General features: G+C 68.6%; 12 protein-coding genes and 1 pseudogene. 6 read left to right on the top strand and 7 right to left on the bottom strand.

Annotated elements, in window-relative coordinates:
* Positions 1-18: 18 nt before the first annotated feature.
* The 4 genes from CCZ27_RS14790 to CCZ27_RS14775 form a co-directional block, all read right to left on the bottom strand.
* A complete protein-coding gene (locus CCZ27_RS14790; protein ID WP_096449381.1) occupies positions 19-498 on the bottom strand; it encodes a VOC family protein in 480 nt (159 codons plus the stop codon).
* Between the two features lie 586 nt (positions 499-1,084).
* The gene (locus CCZ27_RS14785; protein WP_096449379.1) at positions 1,085-1,807 is read right to left on the bottom strand and encodes a response regulator transcription factor; all 723 of its coding nucleotides are present in this window, start codon (positions 1,805-1,807) and stop codon (positions 1,085-1,087) included.
* Positions 1,804-3,846: a PAS-domain containing protein gene (locus CCZ27_RS14780; protein WP_096449377.1), complete on the bottom strand. Its 2,043-nt coding sequence runs from the start codon at positions 3,844-3,846 to the stop codon at positions 1,804-1,806. Before CCZ27_RS14780 ends, CCZ27_RS14785 begins: the two co-directional genes overlap by 4 nt.
* 115 nt (positions 3,847-3,961) lie before the next feature.
* Entirely contained in the window at positions 3,962-5,044 is a 1,083-nt protein-coding gene (locus CCZ27_RS14775) for an AraC family transcriptional regulator (RefSeq protein WP_096449375.1), read from the bottom strand.
* A 141-nt stretch (positions 5,045-5,185) separates the two neighbouring features.
* On the opposite strand from CCZ27_RS14775, the gene icmF reads away from it, so the two are divergent.
* Complete coding sequence (icmF, locus tag CCZ27_RS14770) at positions 5,186-8,452, top strand: fused isobutyryl-CoA mutase/GTPase IcmF (protein WP_096449373.1); 3,267 nt, start codon at positions 5,186-5,188, stop codon at positions 8,450-8,452.
* Between the two features lie 67 nt (positions 8,453-8,519).
* Here icmF and fic read toward each other — a convergent pair whose 3' ends face one another.
* From fic to CCZ27_RS14755, 3 genes are all read right to left on the bottom strand, one after another.
* Positions 8,520-9,632, bottom strand: coding sequence for a protein adenylyltransferase Fic (gene fic / locus CCZ27_RS14765; RefSeq protein ID WP_096449371.1), 1,113 nt, complete (start codon positions 9,630-9,632; stop codon positions 8,520-8,522).
* A 127-nt stretch (positions 9,633-9,759) separates the two neighbouring features.
* The gene (locus CCZ27_RS14760; protein WP_096452618.1) at positions 9,760-10,860 is read right to left on the bottom strand and encodes an extracellular catalytic domain type 2 short-chain-length polyhydroxyalkanoate depolymerase; all 1,101 of its coding nucleotides are present in this window, start codon (positions 10,858-10,860) and stop codon (positions 9,760-9,762) included.
* A 231-nt stretch (positions 10,861-11,091) separates the two neighbouring features.
* Positions 11,092-11,883 (bottom strand): DNA-binding transcriptional regulator, encoded by a 792-nt coding sequence (locus CCZ27_RS14755; protein ID WP_096449369.1) that lies wholly within the window; start codon positions 11,881-11,883, stop codon positions 11,092-11,094.
* A gap of 200 nt (positions 11,884-12,083) precedes the next feature.
* Between CCZ27_RS14755 and mhpA the strand changes: the two genes are divergently transcribed.
* From mhpA to CCZ27_RS14730, 5 genes and pseudogenes are all read left to right on the top strand, one after another.
* Positions 12,084-13,811, top strand: a complete 1,728-nt coding sequence (gene mhpA / locus CCZ27_RS14750) for a bifunctional 3-(3-hydroxy-phenyl)propionate/3-hydroxycinnamic acid hydroxylase MhpA (RefSeq protein ID WP_096449367.1) — start codon at positions 12,084-12,086, stop codon at positions 13,809-13,811.
* The gene (locus CCZ27_RS14745) at positions 13,811-14,758 is read left to right on the top strand and encodes a 3-carboxyethylcatechol 2,3-dioxygenase (RefSeq protein ID WP_096449365.1); all 948 of its coding nucleotides are present in this window, start codon (positions 13,811-13,813) and stop codon (positions 14,756-14,758) included. The genes mhpA and CCZ27_RS14745 overlap by 1 nt, the downstream gene beginning before the upstream one ends.
* A gap of 93 nt (positions 14,759-14,851) precedes the next feature.
* Positions 14,852-15,991: an ABC transporter substrate-binding protein gene (locus CCZ27_RS14740; RefSeq protein WP_096449363.1), complete on the top strand. Its 1,140-nt coding sequence runs from the start codon at positions 14,852-14,854 to the stop codon at positions 15,989-15,991.
* Positions 15,992-16,260: 269 nt separating this feature from the next.
* Positions 16,261-17,298, top strand: coding sequence for a branched-chain amino acid ABC transporter permease (locus tag CCZ27_RS14735; RefSeq protein ID WP_096449361.1), 1,038 nt, complete (start codon positions 16,261-16,263; stop codon positions 17,296-17,298).
* Positions 17,295-19,087, top strand: a pseudogene (locus CCZ27_RS14730) (branched-chain amino acid ABC transporter ATP-binding protein/permease). The gene CCZ27_RS14735 and the pseudogene CCZ27_RS14730 overlap by 4 nt, the downstream one beginning before the upstream one ends.
* The last annotated feature ends 2 nt before the right edge of the window (positions 19,088-19,089 follow it).

Here is a 19,089-nt window from a genome sequence, read left to right as displayed (position 1 = left end):
CCCCGCCGCAGTCCCCCGTCAGCCCGCGGCGAGGCGGGCGAAGGCGTCGACCACTTCCTTCGGCGCCTGCACCAGTTCGATCAGCACGCCCTCGCCGCCGATCGGGAACTCCTCGCTGCCCTTCGGGTGCAGGAAGGTGATGTCGAAGCCGGCGGCCCCGCGGCGGATGCCGCCCGGCGCGAAGCGCACACCGTTCGCCGACAGCCACTCGACCGCCACGGGCAGGTCATCGACCCACAGGCCGACGTGGTTCAGCGGCGTTGCGTGCACCGCCGGCTTCTTCTCCGGGTCCAGCGGCTGCATCAGGTCGACCTCGACCTTGAACGGCCCGGCGCCCATCGCGCAGATGTCCTCGTCCACGTTCTCGCGTTCGGACACGAAGTTGCCGGTGACTTCCAGCCCCAGCATGTCCACCCACAGGGTCTTGAGCTTCTCCTTGCTCGGTCCGCCGATGGCGATCTGCTGTATGCCGAGGATCTTGAACGGGCGCTGGGACATGGTGGGTCTCCGGATGGGAAGTGGATTAAGAATTCATAATTATAGCGGCGGATGGTTTCTTATTGGGTGCAGGTGCGAGTGCGGGTGGCGCATGCGCGGGTACGTACGGGGAGGCGGAGGGCCGTTGCCGGCCGGGGCGGTGTTCGTTCTGCCGGCTGCGGAACTCGCCCTCGCTGCGCTCGGTGCTCGGACAGTCCTCGCCGGCGCCACGAACACCGCCCCGGCCGGCAACTACCGCGTTGCGTGTCGGATGTCTTCGATGGTGATGGACGATGGACATCGGGCCGCACCGGCGCTGTCGGGAATGCGTGGGTTTGCGGAGCCGGCGGGGACCGCCCTCGCTTACGGCCGGCAACTACCGCGTCGCATGCCCGATGTCGTCGATGGGTGACGAACCATGGGCATCGGACCGCACCGGCGTTGTCGGGAGTGCGCGGCGTTTGTGGAGCCGGCGAGGACTGTCCGAGCCCGAAGGGCGAGTTCCGCAGCCGGCGGAGCAAATGCCACGCGCTCCCGACAGGGGACCGCGGACCATCTGCCATCAGCAATACCCTCCGCAGTCAATCATGCGCAGGCGGCCCCGGCGTCACTCCCACCCCACCTGCGCCGAGAACAGGTAGCCCGCGCCATACACCGTCTTGATCAGCTTCGGGTTCTGCGGATCGTCGTCGAGCTTGCGGCGCAAGCGGGAGATGCGCACGTCGATGCTGCGGTCGAAAGGGTCGACGTCGCGTTCGCCGAGCAACTGCTCGCGCGACAGGATCTTGTTCGGGCGCCGCAGCAGGCTGGCGAGCAGGCCGGCCTCGGACGACGACAGCCCGATCTCCCGCCCGTCCGGTGCGGTGAGCGAGTGGCGGGCGCCGTCGAAGGTCCAGCCGGCAAAGCGTGCGATCGTGCGCTCGGCGGGCTCGGCCGCCGCGGCGCGGTGGTAGCGGCGCAGGATGGAGCGCACGCGCGCGACGAGTTCGCGCGGCTCGAAAGGCTTGACGATGTAGTCGTCGGCGCCCAGCTCCAGTCCCAGCACGCGATCGGTGACGTCGTTGCGCCCGGTCAGGATCAGCACCGCGCACGGACTGCCCTCCTGCAGTTCGCGCACGACCTGCATGCCGTCCATGTCGGGCAGGCCGAGATCGATGATGCACAGGTCCGGCGTCGTCTGGCGCGCGCGCGACAGCAACTGGCGGCCGGTGCTCAGGTGTTCGCAGCGGAACCCATAGTCGCTAAGGCTGGCGCAGATCAGGCGCGCGATGTCGGGTTCGTCCTCGAGCACGAAGATCGTGGCGGGCGTGTCGGGGCGTGGCAGGGTCATGTCGGGCTGGCTTCCAGGAGATCGGCGAGTGCGCCGGCGAGGGCGGGCTGGTCGAAGGGCTTGCGCAGCACCGGTATGTCCGTCCCGGCGCTGGCGGTGAGGCTTTCGCTGGCGTAGCCGGTGATCAGCAGCACCGGCAGGCCGGGCCGCAGCGCGCGTGCGCGGGCCGCCAGTTCGGGGCCGCCGATGCCGCCGGGCATCACCGTGTCGCTGACGAGGATGGCGATGTCGCCGACGTTCTCGAGCAGGGTCAGTGCCTCGATGCCGTCGCCGGCCTCGATGACGGGGTGGCCGAGCGCGTTGAGCTGCATGCGGATCACCTTGCGCACCTCCGGCTCGTCCTCGACCAGCAGAACCGGGCCGTCGCGCATCGGCGGGCTGCCGGCCGGCCGCTCGGCACGCGGGGTCGTGGCCTGGGCCGCGGAGGTCATCGGCAGCACGAAGCGCACGTTGGTCCCCTTGCCCGGCGTGCTGAGAATGCGCAGGTTGCCGCCCGACTGGCGCACGAAGCCATAGACCATCGACAGGCCCAGGCCGCTGCCGCCGCCGAAGGGCTTGGTGGTGAAGAACGGCTCCATCACCCGGGGCAGCACCGCCGGCTCGATGCCGCAGCCGGTGTCCGAGACGTCGATCTGCACGTAGTCGCCCGGCGGCACCTCCGCCGCCCGCGCCAGCGCCGCATCCAGCGAGCGCTGCGTCACCGCGATCGTCAGCTCGCCGCCGTCGGCCATGGCGTCGCGCGCGTTCAGCGCCAGGTTGAGGATCGCGTTCTCGAGCTGGTGCGGATCGACCAGCGCGTGCAGCGGCTCGCCCGGCAGCCGCAGCCGCATGCGGACCGTCTCGCCGAGCGTGCGCACCAGCAGGTGGGTCATGTTGTGCACCAGCGAACCGACCTCGACCGCGGTCGGTTCCAGCGTCTGCCGGCGCGAGAAGCCCAGCAGCCGGCGGATCAGTTCCGCGCCGCGGCGCGCGGCCTGCAGCGAGGGCCCGACGTACTGCGCGACGTCCGCGCCCTCGGGCCGGTCCTGCAGTGCCGACAGGTTGCCGATGATGATGGTGAGCAGGTTGTTGAAGTCGTGCGCGAGGCCGCCGGTGAGCTGGCCCACCGCCTCCATCTTCTGCGCCTGCACCAGCGCGGCCTGGTTGGCCTTCTGCTCGGTGATGTCGGTGGTCATCACGAAGAAGCCGACCACCGTGCTGCCGTCGGCGCCCATCTCCGGCACCAGCACGCTGCGCGCATGGAGCAGGCGGCCGTTGCTGCCGGTGCGGCTGTACTCGTAGCACACGCGCTCGCCGGTGCGGGCGCGATCGACGTGCTGCCGGATCTGGACATAGGCGTCGTCGCCGAGCACTTCGCGGATGCCGCGGCCGACGATCTCGTCCTTCGGGTAGCCGAACCATTCGGCGTAGCCGCGGTTGGCGAAATGGTAGATCTCGTTGCTGTCCACGTAGGCGATCAGCGCCGGGATCGAATCGATGATCAACTGCAGGCGGTGTTCGCTGCGGCGCAGGGCGCCGGCGATCTGGTCGATCTCGCTGTTGGCCTCCTCGAGTTCGGCGGTGCGCTCGCGCACCCGCGCTTCGAGCTGCGCGTTCTGGCCCTGGATCAGCGTCTCGTAGCGGCGCTGTTCGGTGATGTCGGTCCACAGCGACACGAAGCCCAGGTTTGGAATCGGCACGCCGCGCACGGCCAGCACCGTGCCGTTGGGCCGGGCCCGCTCCACGTAGTGGGGCTGGAAGGCGCGCGCCGCGGCGACGCGCTCGGCGACCAGGCGCTCGACGTCGCCCTCGCCGTACTCGCCGCGCTCGGCGTTGAAGCGCACGAAGGCTTCGAAGGGCGTGCCGACCCTGACCAGCTCCTCGGGAAAGTCGAGCAGGCGCACCATGGCCTTGTTCCAGGTGACGAGCCTGGGCGCGGTGTCGAACACCGCGATCGCCTGGTCGAGCAGGTCGAACCCGGCCAGCAGCAGATCGTGCCGGCGCAGTTGCTCCGGCGTGAAGGGCGGGCCTTCAGGCATGGCATCGGCGGGCTTCGCCATGGGCGAGGTGTCTCCGGATCATGAGTCGTCGTTATGGGGACGATGTTTGCACAACTTCCGTTTCCGCGTGCGTGCGAATCGACGCGTTCGGCTGCGTGGCCGGTGCATGTCCGCCTCAGCCCGCGGCGCTTCCTTTCCCGCGCCCGGCGAGCCGGCGGCGGAACTGCTCCGGCGACACGCCGCACCAGGCGACGAAGGCGCGGTAGAAGGCCGAAGTGTCCGCATAGCCGAGGTCGGCGGCCAGTTGCGCGATGGGCTGCTGCGTCTTGGTCAGGCGCGCCAGTGCGATGTCGCGCCGGATGGCGTCCTTGATCGTGCGAAAGCCGGCGCCTTCTTCCTCCAGGCGCCGGTGCAGGGTGCGCGGCGAGACGTGCAGGCGGGCGGCGACTTCTTCCAGCGGCAGGTTGGCGGGCAGGGCGTCGCGCAGCAGGTCGCGCACGCGGAAGACCATCTCGCGGTCGCGGCGGTACAGCATGGAGATCTTGCCCGGCGCGCCGTCGAGGAATTCGGCGAGCGCCGTCTCGTCGCGGCGGAGCGGCAGGTCGAGCAGATTGGCCTGGAAGCCGGCGCACAGCGACCCGGCCCCGAAGCGGGAGTGCTCGGTGTAGACCAGCGCGTAGTCGTCGGCATGCGGCGGCCGGGCGTAGGGAAAGCTCACCGCGTCCAGCGCCAGCCCGCGGCCCGCGAACCAGCACGCCAGGCCGTGCAGCAGGCGCAGCAGCCATTCGAAGGCGAAGACCCGCGCGGGATCGTCCGGCTCCGCCGCGAGCGGCCGCGTCTCGGCGATCCGCAGCTCGGCCCGTCCGTCCTCGCGCCGGATGCGGACCTCGAGGTCCGGCAGCACGATGCGCATGAAGCGCGCCGCGCGCGCCAGCGCCTCGGCCAGCGTCGGGGCGCCCAGCATGCCGCGGCACAGGAATTCGAAGCAGCCCGGCGGCATGCTGCGGCTGAAGAGGCCGAAACCCTCGTCATCGAGTTCGGCGATCACCCGGTTGTACAGCGCCGCGTAGCGATCGACCGGGATGCGGCTGGCAGCGTCTGCAAGGTCGATGCCGCTGGCGGCGAGGATGGGCGCGGGATCGCGGCCCTGCCGGCGCATGCCTGACAGCATGCCGGTCACGAAACCCATCGCCACCGTGGCGCGGCTGCGATAGGCGCGGGGGGATGCAGTGGCGGCGGCGGGCGCGGGGTAGGGCATGGCGGCGGTGGGACGGACCTCGAAAAAGCGGCCGGCGATTCTGGCGGATTCTGCACGATCGTCGTCCGCTGCGGCAATGGCAATGCAGGCGCCCGACTTCTACCATTCGAAGACAACATTCATCCGGCGGAGGAGCACGACATGACCGACCTGAGCGTGGCGCACAAGCTGGCGCCCTACAAGCCGAAGAACAAGGTGCGCTTCGTCACCGCGGCGGCGCTGTTCGACGGGCACGATGCCTCGATCAACATCATGCGCCGCATCCTGCAGTCGACCGGCGCCGAGGTGATCCACCTCGGCCACAACCGCTCGGTCGGCGAGATCGTCAATGCGGCGCTGCAAGAAGACGTGCAGGGCATCGCCATCACCAGCTACCAGGGCGGCCACGTCGAGTTCTTCAAGTACATGGTCGACCTGCTCAAGGCCAACGGCGGCGAGAACATCAAGGTGTTCGGCGGCGGCGGCGGCGTGATCGTGCCGGCCGAGATCAAGGAACTGCACGGCTACGGCGTCACCCACATCTTCTCGCCCGAGGACGGCGCCAGGATGGGCCTGCAGGGCATGATCAACAGCGTGGTCGAGCACGCCGACGCCGATCTCACCGCCGCGGCGCCGCAAAAGGCCGACGAGGTGCTGAAGGCGCTCGCCAGGGGCGACCGCCGCGCGCTGGCGAAGATCATCACCGCGCTGGAAAACGGCGGCTACGGCGACGACGTCAAGCAGGCGCTGAAAGAGGCCGCGGCCAGGACCAGGGTGCCGACGCTGGGCATCACCGGCACCGGCGGCGCGGGCAAGTCCTCGCTGACCGACGAACTGGTGCGCCGCTTCCGCCTCGACCAGGGCGACAAGCTCAAGCTCGCCATCGTCTCCATCGACCCCTCGCGCAAGCGCACTGGCGGCGCGCTGCTGGGCGACCGCATCCGCATGAACGCGATCGAGCACGAAGGCATCTACATGCGCTCGCTCGCCACCCGCGACACCGGCTCCGAAATCTCCGCCGCGCTGCCGGAAGTCATCGCCGCGTGCAAGCTGGCCGGCTTCGATCTCGTCATCGTCGAGACCTCGGGCATCGGCCAGGGCAATGCCGCGATCGTGCCCTTCGTCGACCTGTCGCTGTACGTGATGACGCCCGAGTTCGGCGCCGCGAGCCAGCTCGAGAAGATCGACATGCTGGATTTCGCCGATTTCGTCGCGATCAACAAGTTCGACCGCAAGGGCGCGCAGGACGCGCTGCGCGACGTGCGCAAGCAGTACCAGCGCAACCGAGAGCTGTTCAACCTGCCGGCCGACGACATGCCGGTGTTCGGCACCATGGCGGCGCGCTTCAACGACGACGGCGTCACCGCGCTGTACCAGGCGATGCTGCCGGCGCTGGCGGGCAAGGGCCTGAAGGCGGGCAAGAGCAGGCTGCCGGCGGTGACGGTCAAGGCATCGTCCGAAGGCCGTGCCATCGTGCCGGCCGAGCGCATCCGCTACCTGGCGGAGATCGCCGACACGGTGCGCAATTACCACGGGCACATCTCCAGCCAGGCCCGCGTGGCGCGCGAGCGCCAGTCGCTGAGGATCGCCAGGGCGCTGTTCGAGCAGTGCGGCAAGGAGGCAGGTTCGTTCGGCGAACTGATCGACTGGAAGGACGGCGAACTCACCCCGGCGGCGAAGAAGCTGCTGGAACAGTGGCCCACCACCAAGGCGCTGTACGCCGCCGACGAATACGTGGTGAAGATCCGCGACAAGGAGATCCGCACCCAGCTCACCCACACCTCGCTGTCCGGCAGCAAGATCCGCAAGGTGGCGCTGCCGGACTTCGAGGACGACGGCGAGACGCTGAAATTCCTGATGAAGGAGAACGTCCCCGGCTCCTTCCCCTACACCGCCGGCGTGTTCGCCTTCAAGCGCGAGGGCGAGGACCCGACGCGGATGTTCGCCGGCGAAGGCGACGCCTTCCGCACCAACCGCCGCTTCAAGAAGGTCTCCGAAGGCATGCCGGCGCATCGCCTCAGCACCGCCTTCGATTCGGTCACCCTGTACGGCTGCGACCCCGACCTGCGCCCGGACATCTACGGCAAGATCGGCAACTCCGGCGTCAGCATCGCCACGCTGGACGACATGAAGGTGCTGTACGACGGCTTCGACCTGTGCTGCCCGACCACCTCGGTGTCGATGACGATCAACGGCCCGGCGCCCATCATCCTGGCTTTCTTCTTCAACACCGCGCTCGAGCAGCAACTCGCCAAGTTCACGGCCGACAACGGCCGCGAGCCGACCGAGGACGAATACGCCAAGATCCGGGCATGGACGCTGTCCTCGGTGCGCGGCACGGTGCAGGCCGACATCCTCAAGGAAGACCAGGGCCAGAACACCTGCATCTTCAGCACCGAATTCGCGCTGAAGATGATGGGCGACATCCAGGAGTATTTCGTGCACCACAAGGTGCAGAACTTCTACTCGGTGTCGATCTCCGGCTACCACATCGCCGAAGCCGGCGCGAATCCCATCAGCCAGCTCGCCTTCACGCTCGCCAACGGTTTCACCTACGTCGAGAGCTACCTCGCGCGCGGCATGCACATCGACGACTTCGCGCCCAACCTCAGCTTCTTCTTCAGCAATGGCATGGACCCGGAATACACGGTGATCGGCCGCGTCGCCCGCCGCATCTGGGCGGTGGCGATGAAGAACAAGTACGGCGCCAACGAGCGCAGCCAGAAGCTGAAGTACCACGTGCAGACCTCCGGCCGCAGCCTGCACGCGCAGGAGATGGACTTCAACGACATCCGCACCACGCTGCAGGCGCTGATCGCCATCTACGACAACTGCAACAGCCTGCACACCAACGCCTACGACGAGGCCATCACCACGCCGACCGAAGAGAGCGTGCGGCGCGCGATGGCGATCCAGCTCATCATCAACCGCGAATGGGGCCTGGCCAAGAACGAGAACCCCAACCAGGGCGCCTTCGTCATCGAGGAACTCACCGACCTCGTCGAAGAAGCCGTGCTCAAGGAGTTCGAAGCCATCGCCAGCCGCGGCGGCGTGCTCGGCGCCATGGAGACCGGCTACCAGCGCGGCAAGATCCAGGAAGAGTCGCTGTACTACGAGCACAAGAAGCACGACGGCTCGTATCCCATCATCGGCGTGAACACCTTCCTCAATCCGAAGGGGCAGGCGCAGCAGGAAATCGAGCTGGCACGCTCGACCGAAGAGGAAAAGCAGGGACAGTTGCAGCGCCTCAAGGATTTCCACGCCCGCAATGCCAAGGAGTCGCCGAGGTGGCAGGCGAAGCTGCAGCAGGCCGTCATCGACAACGCCAACGTGTTCGAGGTGCTGGTCGACGCGGTGCGCTACTGCTCGCTGGGGCAGATCACCGAGGCGCTGTACAAGGTGGGGGGGCAGTACCGGCGCAGCATGTGATCAAGGCCCCAACGCCAACAGAGAGGGAGACGGCGCTTCGGCGCCGTTTTTCTTCTGGCGGGTGAATTCAGGCGTAAGCGGCAAACAGGTTGCTGTCGCGGGTGAGGAGTTGCATCAGTTTGGGATGAATGAACAGCTTTTCCCGCCCGGCCTGGAATTCGTGCAGAACGCCGATGGCAACCAGTTCCTTGAGGTAATGAGAGGCGGCCTGGCGCTGGGCGATGTTCTTTTCGACCAGGTTGGCGATGCGGCAGTAGGGCTGCTCGAAAATGACGTCGACGAGTTCGCGGCTGTAGATCTTGGGTTGTCTTTCCCGGATATGGCTGGCCGTATGTTCCGCCAGGCTGCGGATGGCGCCGATCTTGGCGGTGGTCCATCGCGCGGTTTCCTCGACGGCCTGCAGCATGAAGAGTATCCAGGGTTCCCAGGCGCCTTGGCGTGTCACGTCCAGCAACAGCCGGTAGTAGTCGGCCTTGTGGGCGATGATGTGGCGGCTCAGGTAAAGGATGGGGAGACCGAGCAGGTTCTGCTGGATCAGATAGAGGATGTTGATGACGCGGCCGGTGCGGCCGTTGCCGTCGCTGAAGGGGTGGATGGCCTCGAACTGGTAATGGGCAACGGCCATGCGCACGAGGGGGTCGATGTCTTCCTCGCCGTGCAGGAATCTTTCCCAGTTGGCGAGCAGTTCGCGCAGGCAGGCTTCGCCTTCGGGCGGGGTGTAGATGGTTTCCCCGCTGCGGTCGTTGGCCAGCCGGGTGCCAGGGGTGCGCCGGATGTCCATGTCGACGCCCTTCGTCGTCCGGCAGACCTCGATGGCCGTGGCCGTGCATAGGGGGCGCTCGGCCAGCGAGCGGAAACCGCGGTAGAGCGCGGTACGGTAGCGCAGGGCTTCCTTGGTGGCCGGGTCGGCCTGGCTGTCGCTGTGTGCGAACTGGAACAGCTTGTCGGTGCTGGTGACGATGTTCTCGATTTCCGAGCTGTCCTTGGCTTCGAGCAGGGGAATGGTGTTGATGAGCATGTCCTGGTTGGGAATCAGCTCGGCCGCCTGCTTGAGTTCGGCCAGTGCGGCCCTGGCGGGGATGCAGCGTTTGAGTACGGCCCTGGTTTCGATCTCCTGGCCGGGAGGAAGGAGGGGGAGACCGTCGTAGGGCCGTTCAGGGTGCCAGGCTGGCGATGTCATGGTGTCAAAATCGATTTTTGGCGACAGGTCTGGAGGATATGTCGCTGCCGTCGACAGGTCAATGAAACGTGTCGATATTTTCGAAAATCGACAACATATTCTAGGGCCGGGTTGCCGCCTTCCTTCGTCATCTGGCGCCGGCCGCCAGCCCGTCGACCATCGCGCGCAGCGTGCGGATCTGCACGCCCTTGCGGGTGGCGTAGTCGTCGCCGGTGTAGCCCCACCAGTCCCAGCAGCCGTTGGGGTTGCGGAACGGGATGGACACCGCCTGCGGGTACAGCACGACGATGTGGTTGTTGTCGGCCCAGCGGTCGTAGCCGGTGTTCTTGACGAACAGCGTGCCATTGTAGAGGCCGCCGCCCGGCGGCCGGCGCAGCGGCAGGTAGCTCTGGCCCTGCTTGCAGCCGTGCAGCGCGATGTGCACCCGGCATTTCTCGCCCCGTGCGCAACTGTCCGGCACGTAGGCCCAGCCGGTCCTGTCCAGGCCGGTGCTCCAGCCGAAGGCGATGCCGCCGTCCCTGGGCAGGTAGGTGCCCTGGTCGAACTCGACGAAGCGGCCGGCCGGCTTGTCGCCCGGCGGCTTCAGCGGGCCGTAGATCCAGCCCAGGATCTGGCCCGCGCTGTCGTAGCCGCACTTGCCGATGTAGGGCTCGGTCTCCTTGTCGCAGGCGAGGCCGTAGCCGGACGTCGGCATCGTGTGTCCGGCGTCGGGCAGCCGGACCGCCGACAGGTTGGCGGCGGGCACGCCCAGGGCGGCGTAGAAGGCGGACAACTGGTCGGCGATGGCGGGCGGCACCAGGGTGTCCTTGGCGCCCGAGATGGTGAGGATGCGCTGCCTGGCCAGGTTGTCCGTCGGGTCGATGAGCCCCTTGTCCGCCCGGGCCCTGGCTTCCGCCGCCAGCGCCGGCGCGTTGGCGCTCGTCGGCGTGACCTTGCACGACACCGCCGGCTCGCCGGTGCAGGAGCATTGCGCCACCGCCCGCATCACCTCGCCCTGGGAACAGTCGTACGGTCCGCCGGCGATGACGCCGGCGCCCTTGACGATGGACGAATGCACCACCTGGAACTGCACCGTCATGAAGCCGCCGGACGAGATGCCCGACACCGAGGTCTGGCCCACGTCGATGTCGAGGGCCGGCAGCGGCGGGGTGGCGACGGCCGGCAGGGCGAGTGCGCCGGCGACGAGGCCGAGCGCCAGGGCGTGGCGGGGAAGGGCCAAGGCACGCATCGGGTTCTCCACGGTATCGTTCGAGAGTCCGCCCGGCGCCGTCCGGCGGACGTCGCCGGGCCGACGGATCGCTGCGATGCCCACCCGCCGCTGCGCGGGCAGCCTGCGGTGTGTGCACTGCAACATGGCCGCATGATGCACGGATACGCTGACGGGTGGAACCTTCCGCGGAAAAAAGGACCGCCGCCCGCGGCGGGCAGCGATCGGGTGGAGCGCCCGACGCGGGGAAGGCTACGGCCGGGCCAGCGCCGCCTCGATCTGCCGGCTGGCGCCGTGCAGCGCCGGCAGGTAGCGTTCGGCCGCTTCCGCATGGGAAATGGCGCGGCTCAGGTAGATGACGTTGATGGTCGCCGCCACCCGGCCGCCCTCGAACACCGGCACCGCGATCGCGCCCATCTTGCGTTCGGCCGCCCAGTCGCCTTCGTTGGAGCTGTAGCCGCGGGCGCGCGTCTGTTCGACGAGGTTGTCGACGAAGCGCCGGTCGGTGGCGAGCTTGCCCTGCACCGGGTCCTGCCGCAGCAGCGCGAGCAGGGCCTCGCGCTCCTCGTCGGGGCAGTAGCTGAAATAGGCGCGGCCGGCGGCGGTGATCAGCATCGGCAGGTGCGTGCCCACCATCGCCGGATTGAACGACAGCGCGCTGAAGCGGTGCGTGGATTCCCGGATCAGCATCGCGCCGCCGTCGGGCGTGCACAGGTCCGACGGCCAGCGCACCTGCTGCAGCAGGTCGGCGAGCACCGGCCCGGCCACCGACGACACGCGCTCGTCGTCGGTGAAGCCTTCCGCCAGCGAGCGCACCTTCAGCGCCAGCACGTAGCGGTCGTCAGATTCGCTGCGCCGCACGTAGCCCTGCTCGATCAGCGTTTCCAGCAGCCGCCGCACCGTGGTGCGGTGCAGGCCGGTGCCGTTGGCGAGCTGGGTCAGCGAGGCACGGCCCTTCTCGTGCCTGTTCAACGCGCACAGCAGGTCCAGGCCACGGACCAGGCTGCGCACGGTACTGTATTCGGCATCGGTGCGCGGGCGCATGGCTGCCTCCTCGATAAGGCATTGAAAAACAATATTGTGCATCTGGTGGACGCGGCATCAAGTCTTGTTGAGGGGCCTGGGGTGCATTCCTAGAATGCGCCCCAGATCCAGGCAATACCTTCATCAAACAATTTCATGAGCCCTGCCCGCGCGGCGGACCCGAGGCCCGCCTCCGGCGCGCAGGCGACGAGGAGACAAAAATGACTGAAGCCCGCCAATTCGATGCCGACGTGATCGTCGTCGGCGCCGGCCCGGTCGGCCTGAGCCTGGCCAGCATGCTCGGCCTGCACGGCGTGAAGACCATCCTGCTCGAGCGCGGCGATGAGCTGATCGACTACCCCCGCGCCGTCGGCATGGACGACGAATGCCTGCGCACGCTGCAGGGCATCGGCATGGCCGAGGCGGTGCTGCCGCACCTGACGCCCTACCACTGGATGCGCTTCGTCACCGGGAGCGGCCGCTGCTTCGCGTCCATCGAACCGCGCACCGACGAGTTCGGCTGGTCGCGCCGCAACGCCTTCAACCAGCCGCTGGTCGACCGCGTGCTGCTCGACGGCCTGCAGCGCTTTTCCAACGTCGAAGCGCGCCTGGGCAGCGACGTGATGCGCTTCGAGCAGGATGCGGACGGCGTCACGCTGGACGTCAAGCGCACCGACGGCTCGACGTACTCGCTGCGCAGCCGCTGGCTGGTGGGCAGCGACGGCGGCCGCAGCCCGATCCGCACCGCGCTCAACGTCGGCTTCGGCGGCTTCACCGACACCTCCAAGTGGCTGGTGGTGGACGTGCGCAACGACCCGCTGGGCGTGCCCAACATCTACCTGCACTGCGACCCGTCGCGCCCCTACGTGTCGGTGGCGCTGCCGGATTCGATCCGCCGCTTCGAGTTCATGATCTTCGAGAACGAATCCGAAGAGGAAATGACCCAGCCGCACAGCATGGCCATGCTGATGGCCAAGGTGCTGCCGCCGGGCGTGGACCCGAACAGCCTCGACTACATCCGCAAGCGCGTCTACACCCACAACGCGCGCATCGCCGACCGCTGGAAGGTGGGCCGCGTGATGCTGGCGGGCGACGCCGCGCACATCATGCCGGTGTGGCAGGGCCAGGGCTACAACACCGGCATGCGCGACGCCGCCAACCTGGGCTGGAAGCTCGCCTACGTGGTGAAGGGCATCGCCTCCGAGAAGCTGCTCGAAACCTACCAGCTCGAGCGCCCGCCGCACGCCAAGGCGATGATCGACCTGTCGGTGACCGCCGGCCGCATCTTCTCGCCGCGCAACCGCTGGGTGGTGGCGGCGCGCGACTTCGCCACCTGGGCGCTGAACCTGGTGCCGCCGCTCAAGCGCTACTTCACCGAGATGCGCTTCAAGCCGATGCCCAAGTACGAAGACGGCCTGGTGGTGCGCGAATCCGAGATCAACGCCGAAGCCTCGATCGGCCAGTTGCTGTGCCAGATCGCCAGGAAGACGCCGCTGGCCCGCTTCGTGCCCGCCGCCGCAAGCGGCAAGAAGGACGACTCGCCGGTCGGCAAGCTCTTCATCCAGCCCAGGGTGCGCACCCGCGACGGCGAGGTGAAGCTGCTCGACGACGTGCTCGGCAGCGGCTTCGCGCTGGTGTGCTGGGGCGTGGATCCGAGCTTCTGGCTCGACCAGCGCAGCCGCGACGTCCTCGCCGCGCTGGGCGCGCGCATCATCACTGCCAAGCCGGTCGTGCAGATCCACCGCGACAAGGACATCGGTCCGGACGCCATCGTCGTCGGCGACGAGCAGATGCGGCTGAAGGAATGGTTCGGCAGCCATTCCGGCGCGGTGGCGGTGATCCGCCCCGACCGCTTCGTCGCCGGCCTCGCCTACCCGGCGAAGATCAACGAACTGCTCGTCCAGGTGGCCGACAAGATGGGCCTGAACGTCAAGCAGGGAGCCGCGTGATGAGCGCCCTGCTGCAGTGCCTGTCGCACACCCCGCTGAAGGGCTACTTCGATCCCGACGCGGCGGTGGTGCAGGAGGTCGACGGGCTGGTGGCGCGCCTGCGCGGCGAGGTCGAAGCCTTCGATCCGGACGTCATCTACCTGTTCTGGCCCGATCACCTGAACGGCTTCTTCCTCGACACCATGCCGCAGTTCTGCATCGGCATGGCGGCCGAGTCGGTCGGCGACTACCAGACCACCGCCGGGCCGCTCGACGTGCCGCGCGAACTCGCCGAGGCATGCGCCAACGCGGTGGTGGATGCCGGCATCGACCTCGCCTTCTCCTACCGCATGCAGGTGGACCACGGCTGCGCGCAGCCGCTGGAAGAACTCACCGGCGCGCTGGCCCGCTACCCGGTGGTGCCCATCTTCATCAACTCGGTGGCGCCGCCCGTCGTGAGGACGCGCCGCGCCCGCCTGCTGGGCGAGGCGGTCGGCCGCTTCGCGCGCGAGCGGGGCCAGCGTGCGCTCTTCATCGGCTCGGGCGGGCTGTCGCACAACCCGCCGGTGCCGCAGATGGCCACCGCCACCGACCCGGCGGTGATCGAGCGCCTGATCAACAACCGCAACCCCTCCAAGGAAGCGCGCGACGCCCGCCAGGCGCGCACGATCGCCGCCGCCGAGGCTTTCACCGCCGGCACCGGCACGCTGCATCCGCTCAATGCCGAGTGGGACCGCCGGCTGATGGCACGGCTCGCCGCGCGCGACTGGGCGGCGCTGGACGCCTACCGCAACGAGGACATCACCGCCGATGCCGGCGGTTCGGCGCACGAGGCCAAGACCTGGGTGGCGGCGGTGGCGGCGATGGATGCCGCCTGCGCCGGCGCCTGGAAGGCTGAAGAACGCTACTACCGCGAAATCCCCGAATGGATCGCCGGCTTCGGCGCGCTGACCGGCCGGTCCGACTAGAACGCAGTCCCCCGCAGTCCCCCGCAGTCCCCGCAGTCCCCGCAGTGCCACTCATATACCCATAAGACGCAGCCCAAGAAACAGGAGATGACAATGACCACCACCCGCATCAAGACCTTTGCCGCCCTCACGCTGGCCCTGGCCGCAGGCCAGGCCCTCGCCGACATCAACGTCGGCGTCGTGTTCTCGCTCACCGGCCCCGCGGCCTCGCTCGGCGCCGAGACGAAGAAGGCGATCGAACTGATGCCCGCGACGCTGGGCAAGGAAAAGATCAACTACATCGTCCTCGACGACGCCACCGACCCGACCAACGCGGTCAAGAACGCGAAGAAGCTGATCGGCGAGAACAAGGTGGACGCCATCATCGGCCCCAACCTGATCACCAACGCGCTGGCGATGGCCGACGTCGCCAACGGGGAAAAGGTCGCCATGCTGTCGATCGCGCCGGTCGACGTCGCGCCGGAGAAGCGCCAGTGGGTGTTCCGCGTCGAACCCGCGGCCGAGGTGATGATCGGCCGCGTGGTCGAGGACATGAAGGCCAAGGGCGTGAAGAGCGTCGGCTTCATCGGCTTCTCCGACTCCTGGGGCGAACTGGGCCTGAAAGCGCTCACCAGGACGACGGAAGCGGCCGGCATCAAGATCGTCGCCACCGAGCGCTACGCCCGCACCGACACCTCCGTCACCGGCCAGGCGCTGAAGGTGCTGGCGGCCAAGCCCGACGCGGTCTTCATCGGCGCTTCCGGCACCCCGGCCGCGCTGCCGCAGGCCACGCTGCGCGAGCGCGGCTACAAGGGCCCGATCTACCAGTCGCACGCCGTCGCCAACAAGGAATTCCTGCGCGTGGGCGGCAAGGCCGTCGAGGGCGCGCGCCTGCCGGTGGCGCCGGTGCTGGTCGCCGAGCAACTGCCCGACGGCCATCCCAACAAGCAGAGCGGCGTCGCCTTCCTGCAGAAGCTCGAAGGCAAGCTCGGCCCGGATTCGCGCTCGACCTTCGCCGGTGCGTCGTGGGACGCCTGGCTGCTGCTCGAAGGCGCGATGACGGCGGCGCTGAAGACCGCCCAGCCGGGCACCCCGGCGTTCCGCGAAGGCGTGCGCGCCGCGCTGGAAAAGACCTCCGGGCTGGTCGGCGCCAACGGCACCTACACCATGAGCGCCGAAGACCACGGCGGCTACGACCCGAAGGCGGTCGTGCTGATCGAGGTCGCGGGCGGCAAATGGCAACTCGTCAAGTGACGCGATTCGTCGAGTGACGCGTCGGGCCGACCGGCGCCGCGGCCCGGCCGGGCGGCAGCATCGCGTGATCGCTTTCACGCGGGGCCACCGCCGGAACGGCCATGTCCGCCGGCGTGGACGACCTGGACCGATCGTGCCGCGGCAGCCCCCTGCGGGCCGGCTGCGGGCACCCATGGCCGCAGCCCGTTCCGAATCGTGATGCCCTCGCAGGGAGTACGCTTCCTCGCGAGGTATCGTCACGCCGGGCCCGCGGCCGACGGAGGAGACAAATGGATCTGACGATAGCGCTGATGCTGGCCCAGGACGGGCTGACGAACGGAGCGATCTACGCGCTGCTGGCCTTGGCGCTGGTGCTGGTGTTCGCGGTGACGCGGGTGATCTGCATCCAGCAGGGGGAGTTCGTGGCGTACGGGGCGCTGACGCTGGCGATGATGCAGTCGGGGTCGGTGCCGGCCACGGTGTGGCTGCTGGTGGCGCTGGGCGCGGCGGTGGCGGTGCTCGACGGCGCGGCGGCGCTCAAGGCCGGGCAGGGGCGCCGGCTGGTGGCGGTGCTGGGCTGGAACCTCGCCGGCCCGCTGGCGCTGGCGGGTCTCTTGGCGGTGCTGCCGGTCCCGTCCCTGCCGCTGGCGGTGCAGGTGGGGCTGGCGCTGGCGGTGGTGGTGCCGATGGGCCCCTTCATGTACCGGCTCGTCTACCAGCCCATCGCCTCGGCGCCGGTGCTGATCCTGCTGATCGTCTCGGTGGCGGTGCACGTGGCCATGGTCGGGCTGGGGCTGCTGTTCTTCGGCGCCGAAGGCCAGCGCACCCCGGCCTTCAGCGACGCCAGCCTCGAAGTGGGGCCGCTCTTGGTGTCGGGGCAGACGCTGTGGGTGATCGTGGCCTCGCTGGTGCTCATCGTCGGGCTGTACCAGTTCTTCGAGCGCACGCTGTACGGCAAGGCCCTGCGCGCCACGGCGATCAACCGGGTGGGGGCGCGGCTGATGGGTATCTCGCCGTCGCTGGCGGGCAAGCTCACCTTCTTCCTGGCGGCGCTGATCGGCGCGCTGTCGGGCGTGCTGATCGCCCCCCTTACCACCATCTACTACGACACCGGCTTCCTGATCGGGCTGAAGGGATTCGTGGCCGCCATCATCGGCGGACTGGCCAGCTACCCGATCGCCGCGCTGGGCGCGGTCGCGGTGGGGCTGCTCGAAGCGTTCTCCTCGTTCTGGGCCAGCGCCTACAAGGAAGTCATCGTCTTCACCCTGATCATCCCGGTGCTGCTGTGGCGCTCGCTCACCAGCCGGCACGTGGAGGAAGAAGAATGAGGCCCGACCGTCTGATCCTGGGCGCCTTCCTGGCGCTGCTGCTGGGGGTGCCGGCGCTGCTGTCGCCGTTCTACGTCACGCTGCTCAACTACATCGGCCTGTACGCGCTGGTGGCCCTCGGTCTGGTGCTGCTCACCGGCGTCGGGGGCTCACCAGCTTCGGGCAGGCCGCCTTCGTCGGGCTGGGCGCCTACACCAGCGCCGCGCTCACCACCGCGACGGCGCTGCCCGGCTGGATCGCCTGGGCCGGCACCTCCCCCTGGCTCGCGCTGGGCGTGGGGCTGGTGCTCACCGCCGCGGTCGCGCTGATCCTGGGCTCGCTCACGCTGAAACTGTCGGGCCACTTCCTGCCGCTGGGCACGATCGCCTGGGGCATCAGCCTGTACTTCCTGTTCGGCACCATGGAAAGCCTCGGGGGGCACACCGGGCTCACCGGCATCCCGCCGATCACGCTGTTCGGCTGGACGCTGGACGAAGGCGGCGAGATCTACTACCTCATCTGGGCCTTCGTGCTGGTGGCGGTGCTCACCACGCAGAACCTGCTGGATTCGCGCGAAGGGCGGGCCATCCGGGCCTTGAAGGGCGGGCGGGTGATGGCCGAGGCGATGGGGGTGGACACCGCGCGCTCGCGCATGATCATCTTCGTGATCGCCGCGCTGCACGCCTGTGCCTCGGGGTGGCTGTACGCGCACATGCAGCGCTTCGTCAATCCGACCCCGTTCGGGCTGCACATCGGCATCGAATACCTCTTCATGGCGGTGGTGGGCGGCGCGGGCCACGTGTGGGGCGCGCTGGTGGGCGCGGGGGTGATCACCGTGCTCAAGCAATGGCTGCAGGACCTGCTGCCCAAACTCTTGGGCGCCAGCGGCAACTTCGAAGTGATCGTGTTCGGCCTCATGATGGTGCTGGTGCTGCAGCGCGCGCGCAACGGCCTGTGGCCGCTGCTGAAGAAATGCGTGCCGGTGCAGGGCGTGCCCAAGCGCATCGACGCGGCGGCCGAGCCCCTGCCGCGGCGCACGCTGCCGGCGGCGGGCACGCCGATCCTCGAAGCGCAGGACGTCACGAAGAAGTTCGGCGGGCTCATCGCCAACAACAACATGAGCCTCACGGTGAAGGCGGGCGAGATCCTGGCGCTGATCGGCCCCAATGGCGCGGGCAAGAGCACGATGTTCAACCAGATCTCGGGGGTGGACACCCCCACCTCGGGCGAAGTGCGCTTCCTGGGCAAGGCGGTGGCCGGGCACGACTCGCGCGAGATCGCCAGGATGGGCATGAGCCGCACCTTCCAGCACGTGAAGCTGCTGCCGACGATGACGGTGCTCGAGAACGTGGCGATCGGCGCGCACCTGCGCAGCCGGCAGGGCGTCCTGCGCTCGGCCTGGCGGCTGGACCGGCACGAAGAAGCACGGCTCTTGAAGGAAGCCGCGTACCAGATCGAGCGCGTGGGTCTGAAGGACCACCTGTACGACGAAGCGGGCAGCCTGGCGCTGGGCCAGCAGCGCATCCTCGAGATCGCGCGCGCGCTGTGCTCGGACCCGTGCCTGCTGCTGCTGGACGAACCGGCGGCGGGGCTGCGCTTCAAGGAGAAGGAAGCGCTCGGGGAGCTTCTGAGAAAGCTGCGGGCCGAAGGGATGGCGACGCTGATCGTGGAGCACGACATGGACTTCGTGATGGGGCTGGTGGATCGGGTGGTGGTGATGGAGTTCGGTCAGAAGATCGCCGAAGGGCTGCCCGACGAGATCCAGCAGCACCCGGCGGTGCTCGAAGCCTACCTGGGCGGCGTGGACTGAGC

Origin of the sequence: Thauera sp. K11, from assembly GCF_002354895.1 — a bacterium.
GTDB classification, from domain to species: domain Bacteria; phylum Pseudomonadota; class Gammaproteobacteria; order Burkholderiales; family Rhodocyclaceae; genus Thauera; species Thauera sinica.
The sequence above is the reverse complement of the archived record's forward strand: the minus strand, read 5'-3'. Positions and strand labels throughout refer to the sequence as shown.

Coding starts and splice junctions, on each gene's coding strand:
- CCZ27_RS14785 (WP_096449379.1), bottom strand. CDS start 1,807: ATGACCCTGCCACGCCCCGACACGCCCGCCACGATCTTCGTGCTCGAG.
- CCZ27_RS14790 (WP_096449381.1), bottom strand. CDS start 498: ATGTCCCAGCGCCCGTTCAAGATCCTCGGCATACAGCAGATCGCCATC.
- CCZ27_RS14735 (WP_096449361.1), top strand. CDS start 16,261: ATGGATCTGACGATAGCGCTGATGCTGGCCCAGGACGGGCTGACGAAC.
- CCZ27_RS14780 (WP_096449377.1), bottom strand. CDS start 3,846: ATGGCGAAGCCCGCCGATGCCATGCCTGAAGGCCCGCCCTTCACGCCG.
- CCZ27_RS14760 (WP_096452618.1), bottom strand. CDS start 10,860: ATGCGTGCCTTGGCCCTTCCCCGCCACGCCCTGGCGCTCGGCCTCGTC.
- CCZ27_RS14755 (WP_096449369.1), bottom strand. CDS start 11,883: ATGCGCCCGCGCACCGATGCCGAATACAGTACCGTGCGCAGCCTGGTC.
- CCZ27_RS14745 (WP_096449365.1), top strand. CDS start 13,811: ATGAGCGCCCTGCTGCAGTGCCTGTCGCACACCCCGCTGAAGGGCTAC.
- CCZ27_RS14775 (WP_096449375.1), bottom strand. CDS start 5,044: ATGCCCTACCCCGCGCCCGCCGCCGCCACTGCATCCCCCCGCGCCTAT.
- icmF (WP_096449373.1), top strand. CDS start 5,186: ATGACCGACCTGAGCGTGGCGCACAAGCTGGCGCCCTACAAGCCGAAG.
- fic (WP_096449371.1), bottom strand. CDS start 9,632: ATGACATCGCCAGCCTGGCACCCTGAACGGCCCTACGACGGTCTCCCC.
- mhpA (WP_096449367.1), top strand. CDS start 12,084: ATGACTGAAGCCCGCCAATTCGATGCCGACGTGATCGTCGTCGGCGCC.
- CCZ27_RS14740 (WP_096449363.1), top strand. CDS start 14,852: ATGACCACCACCCGCATCAAGACCTTTGCCGCCCTCACGCTGGCCCTG.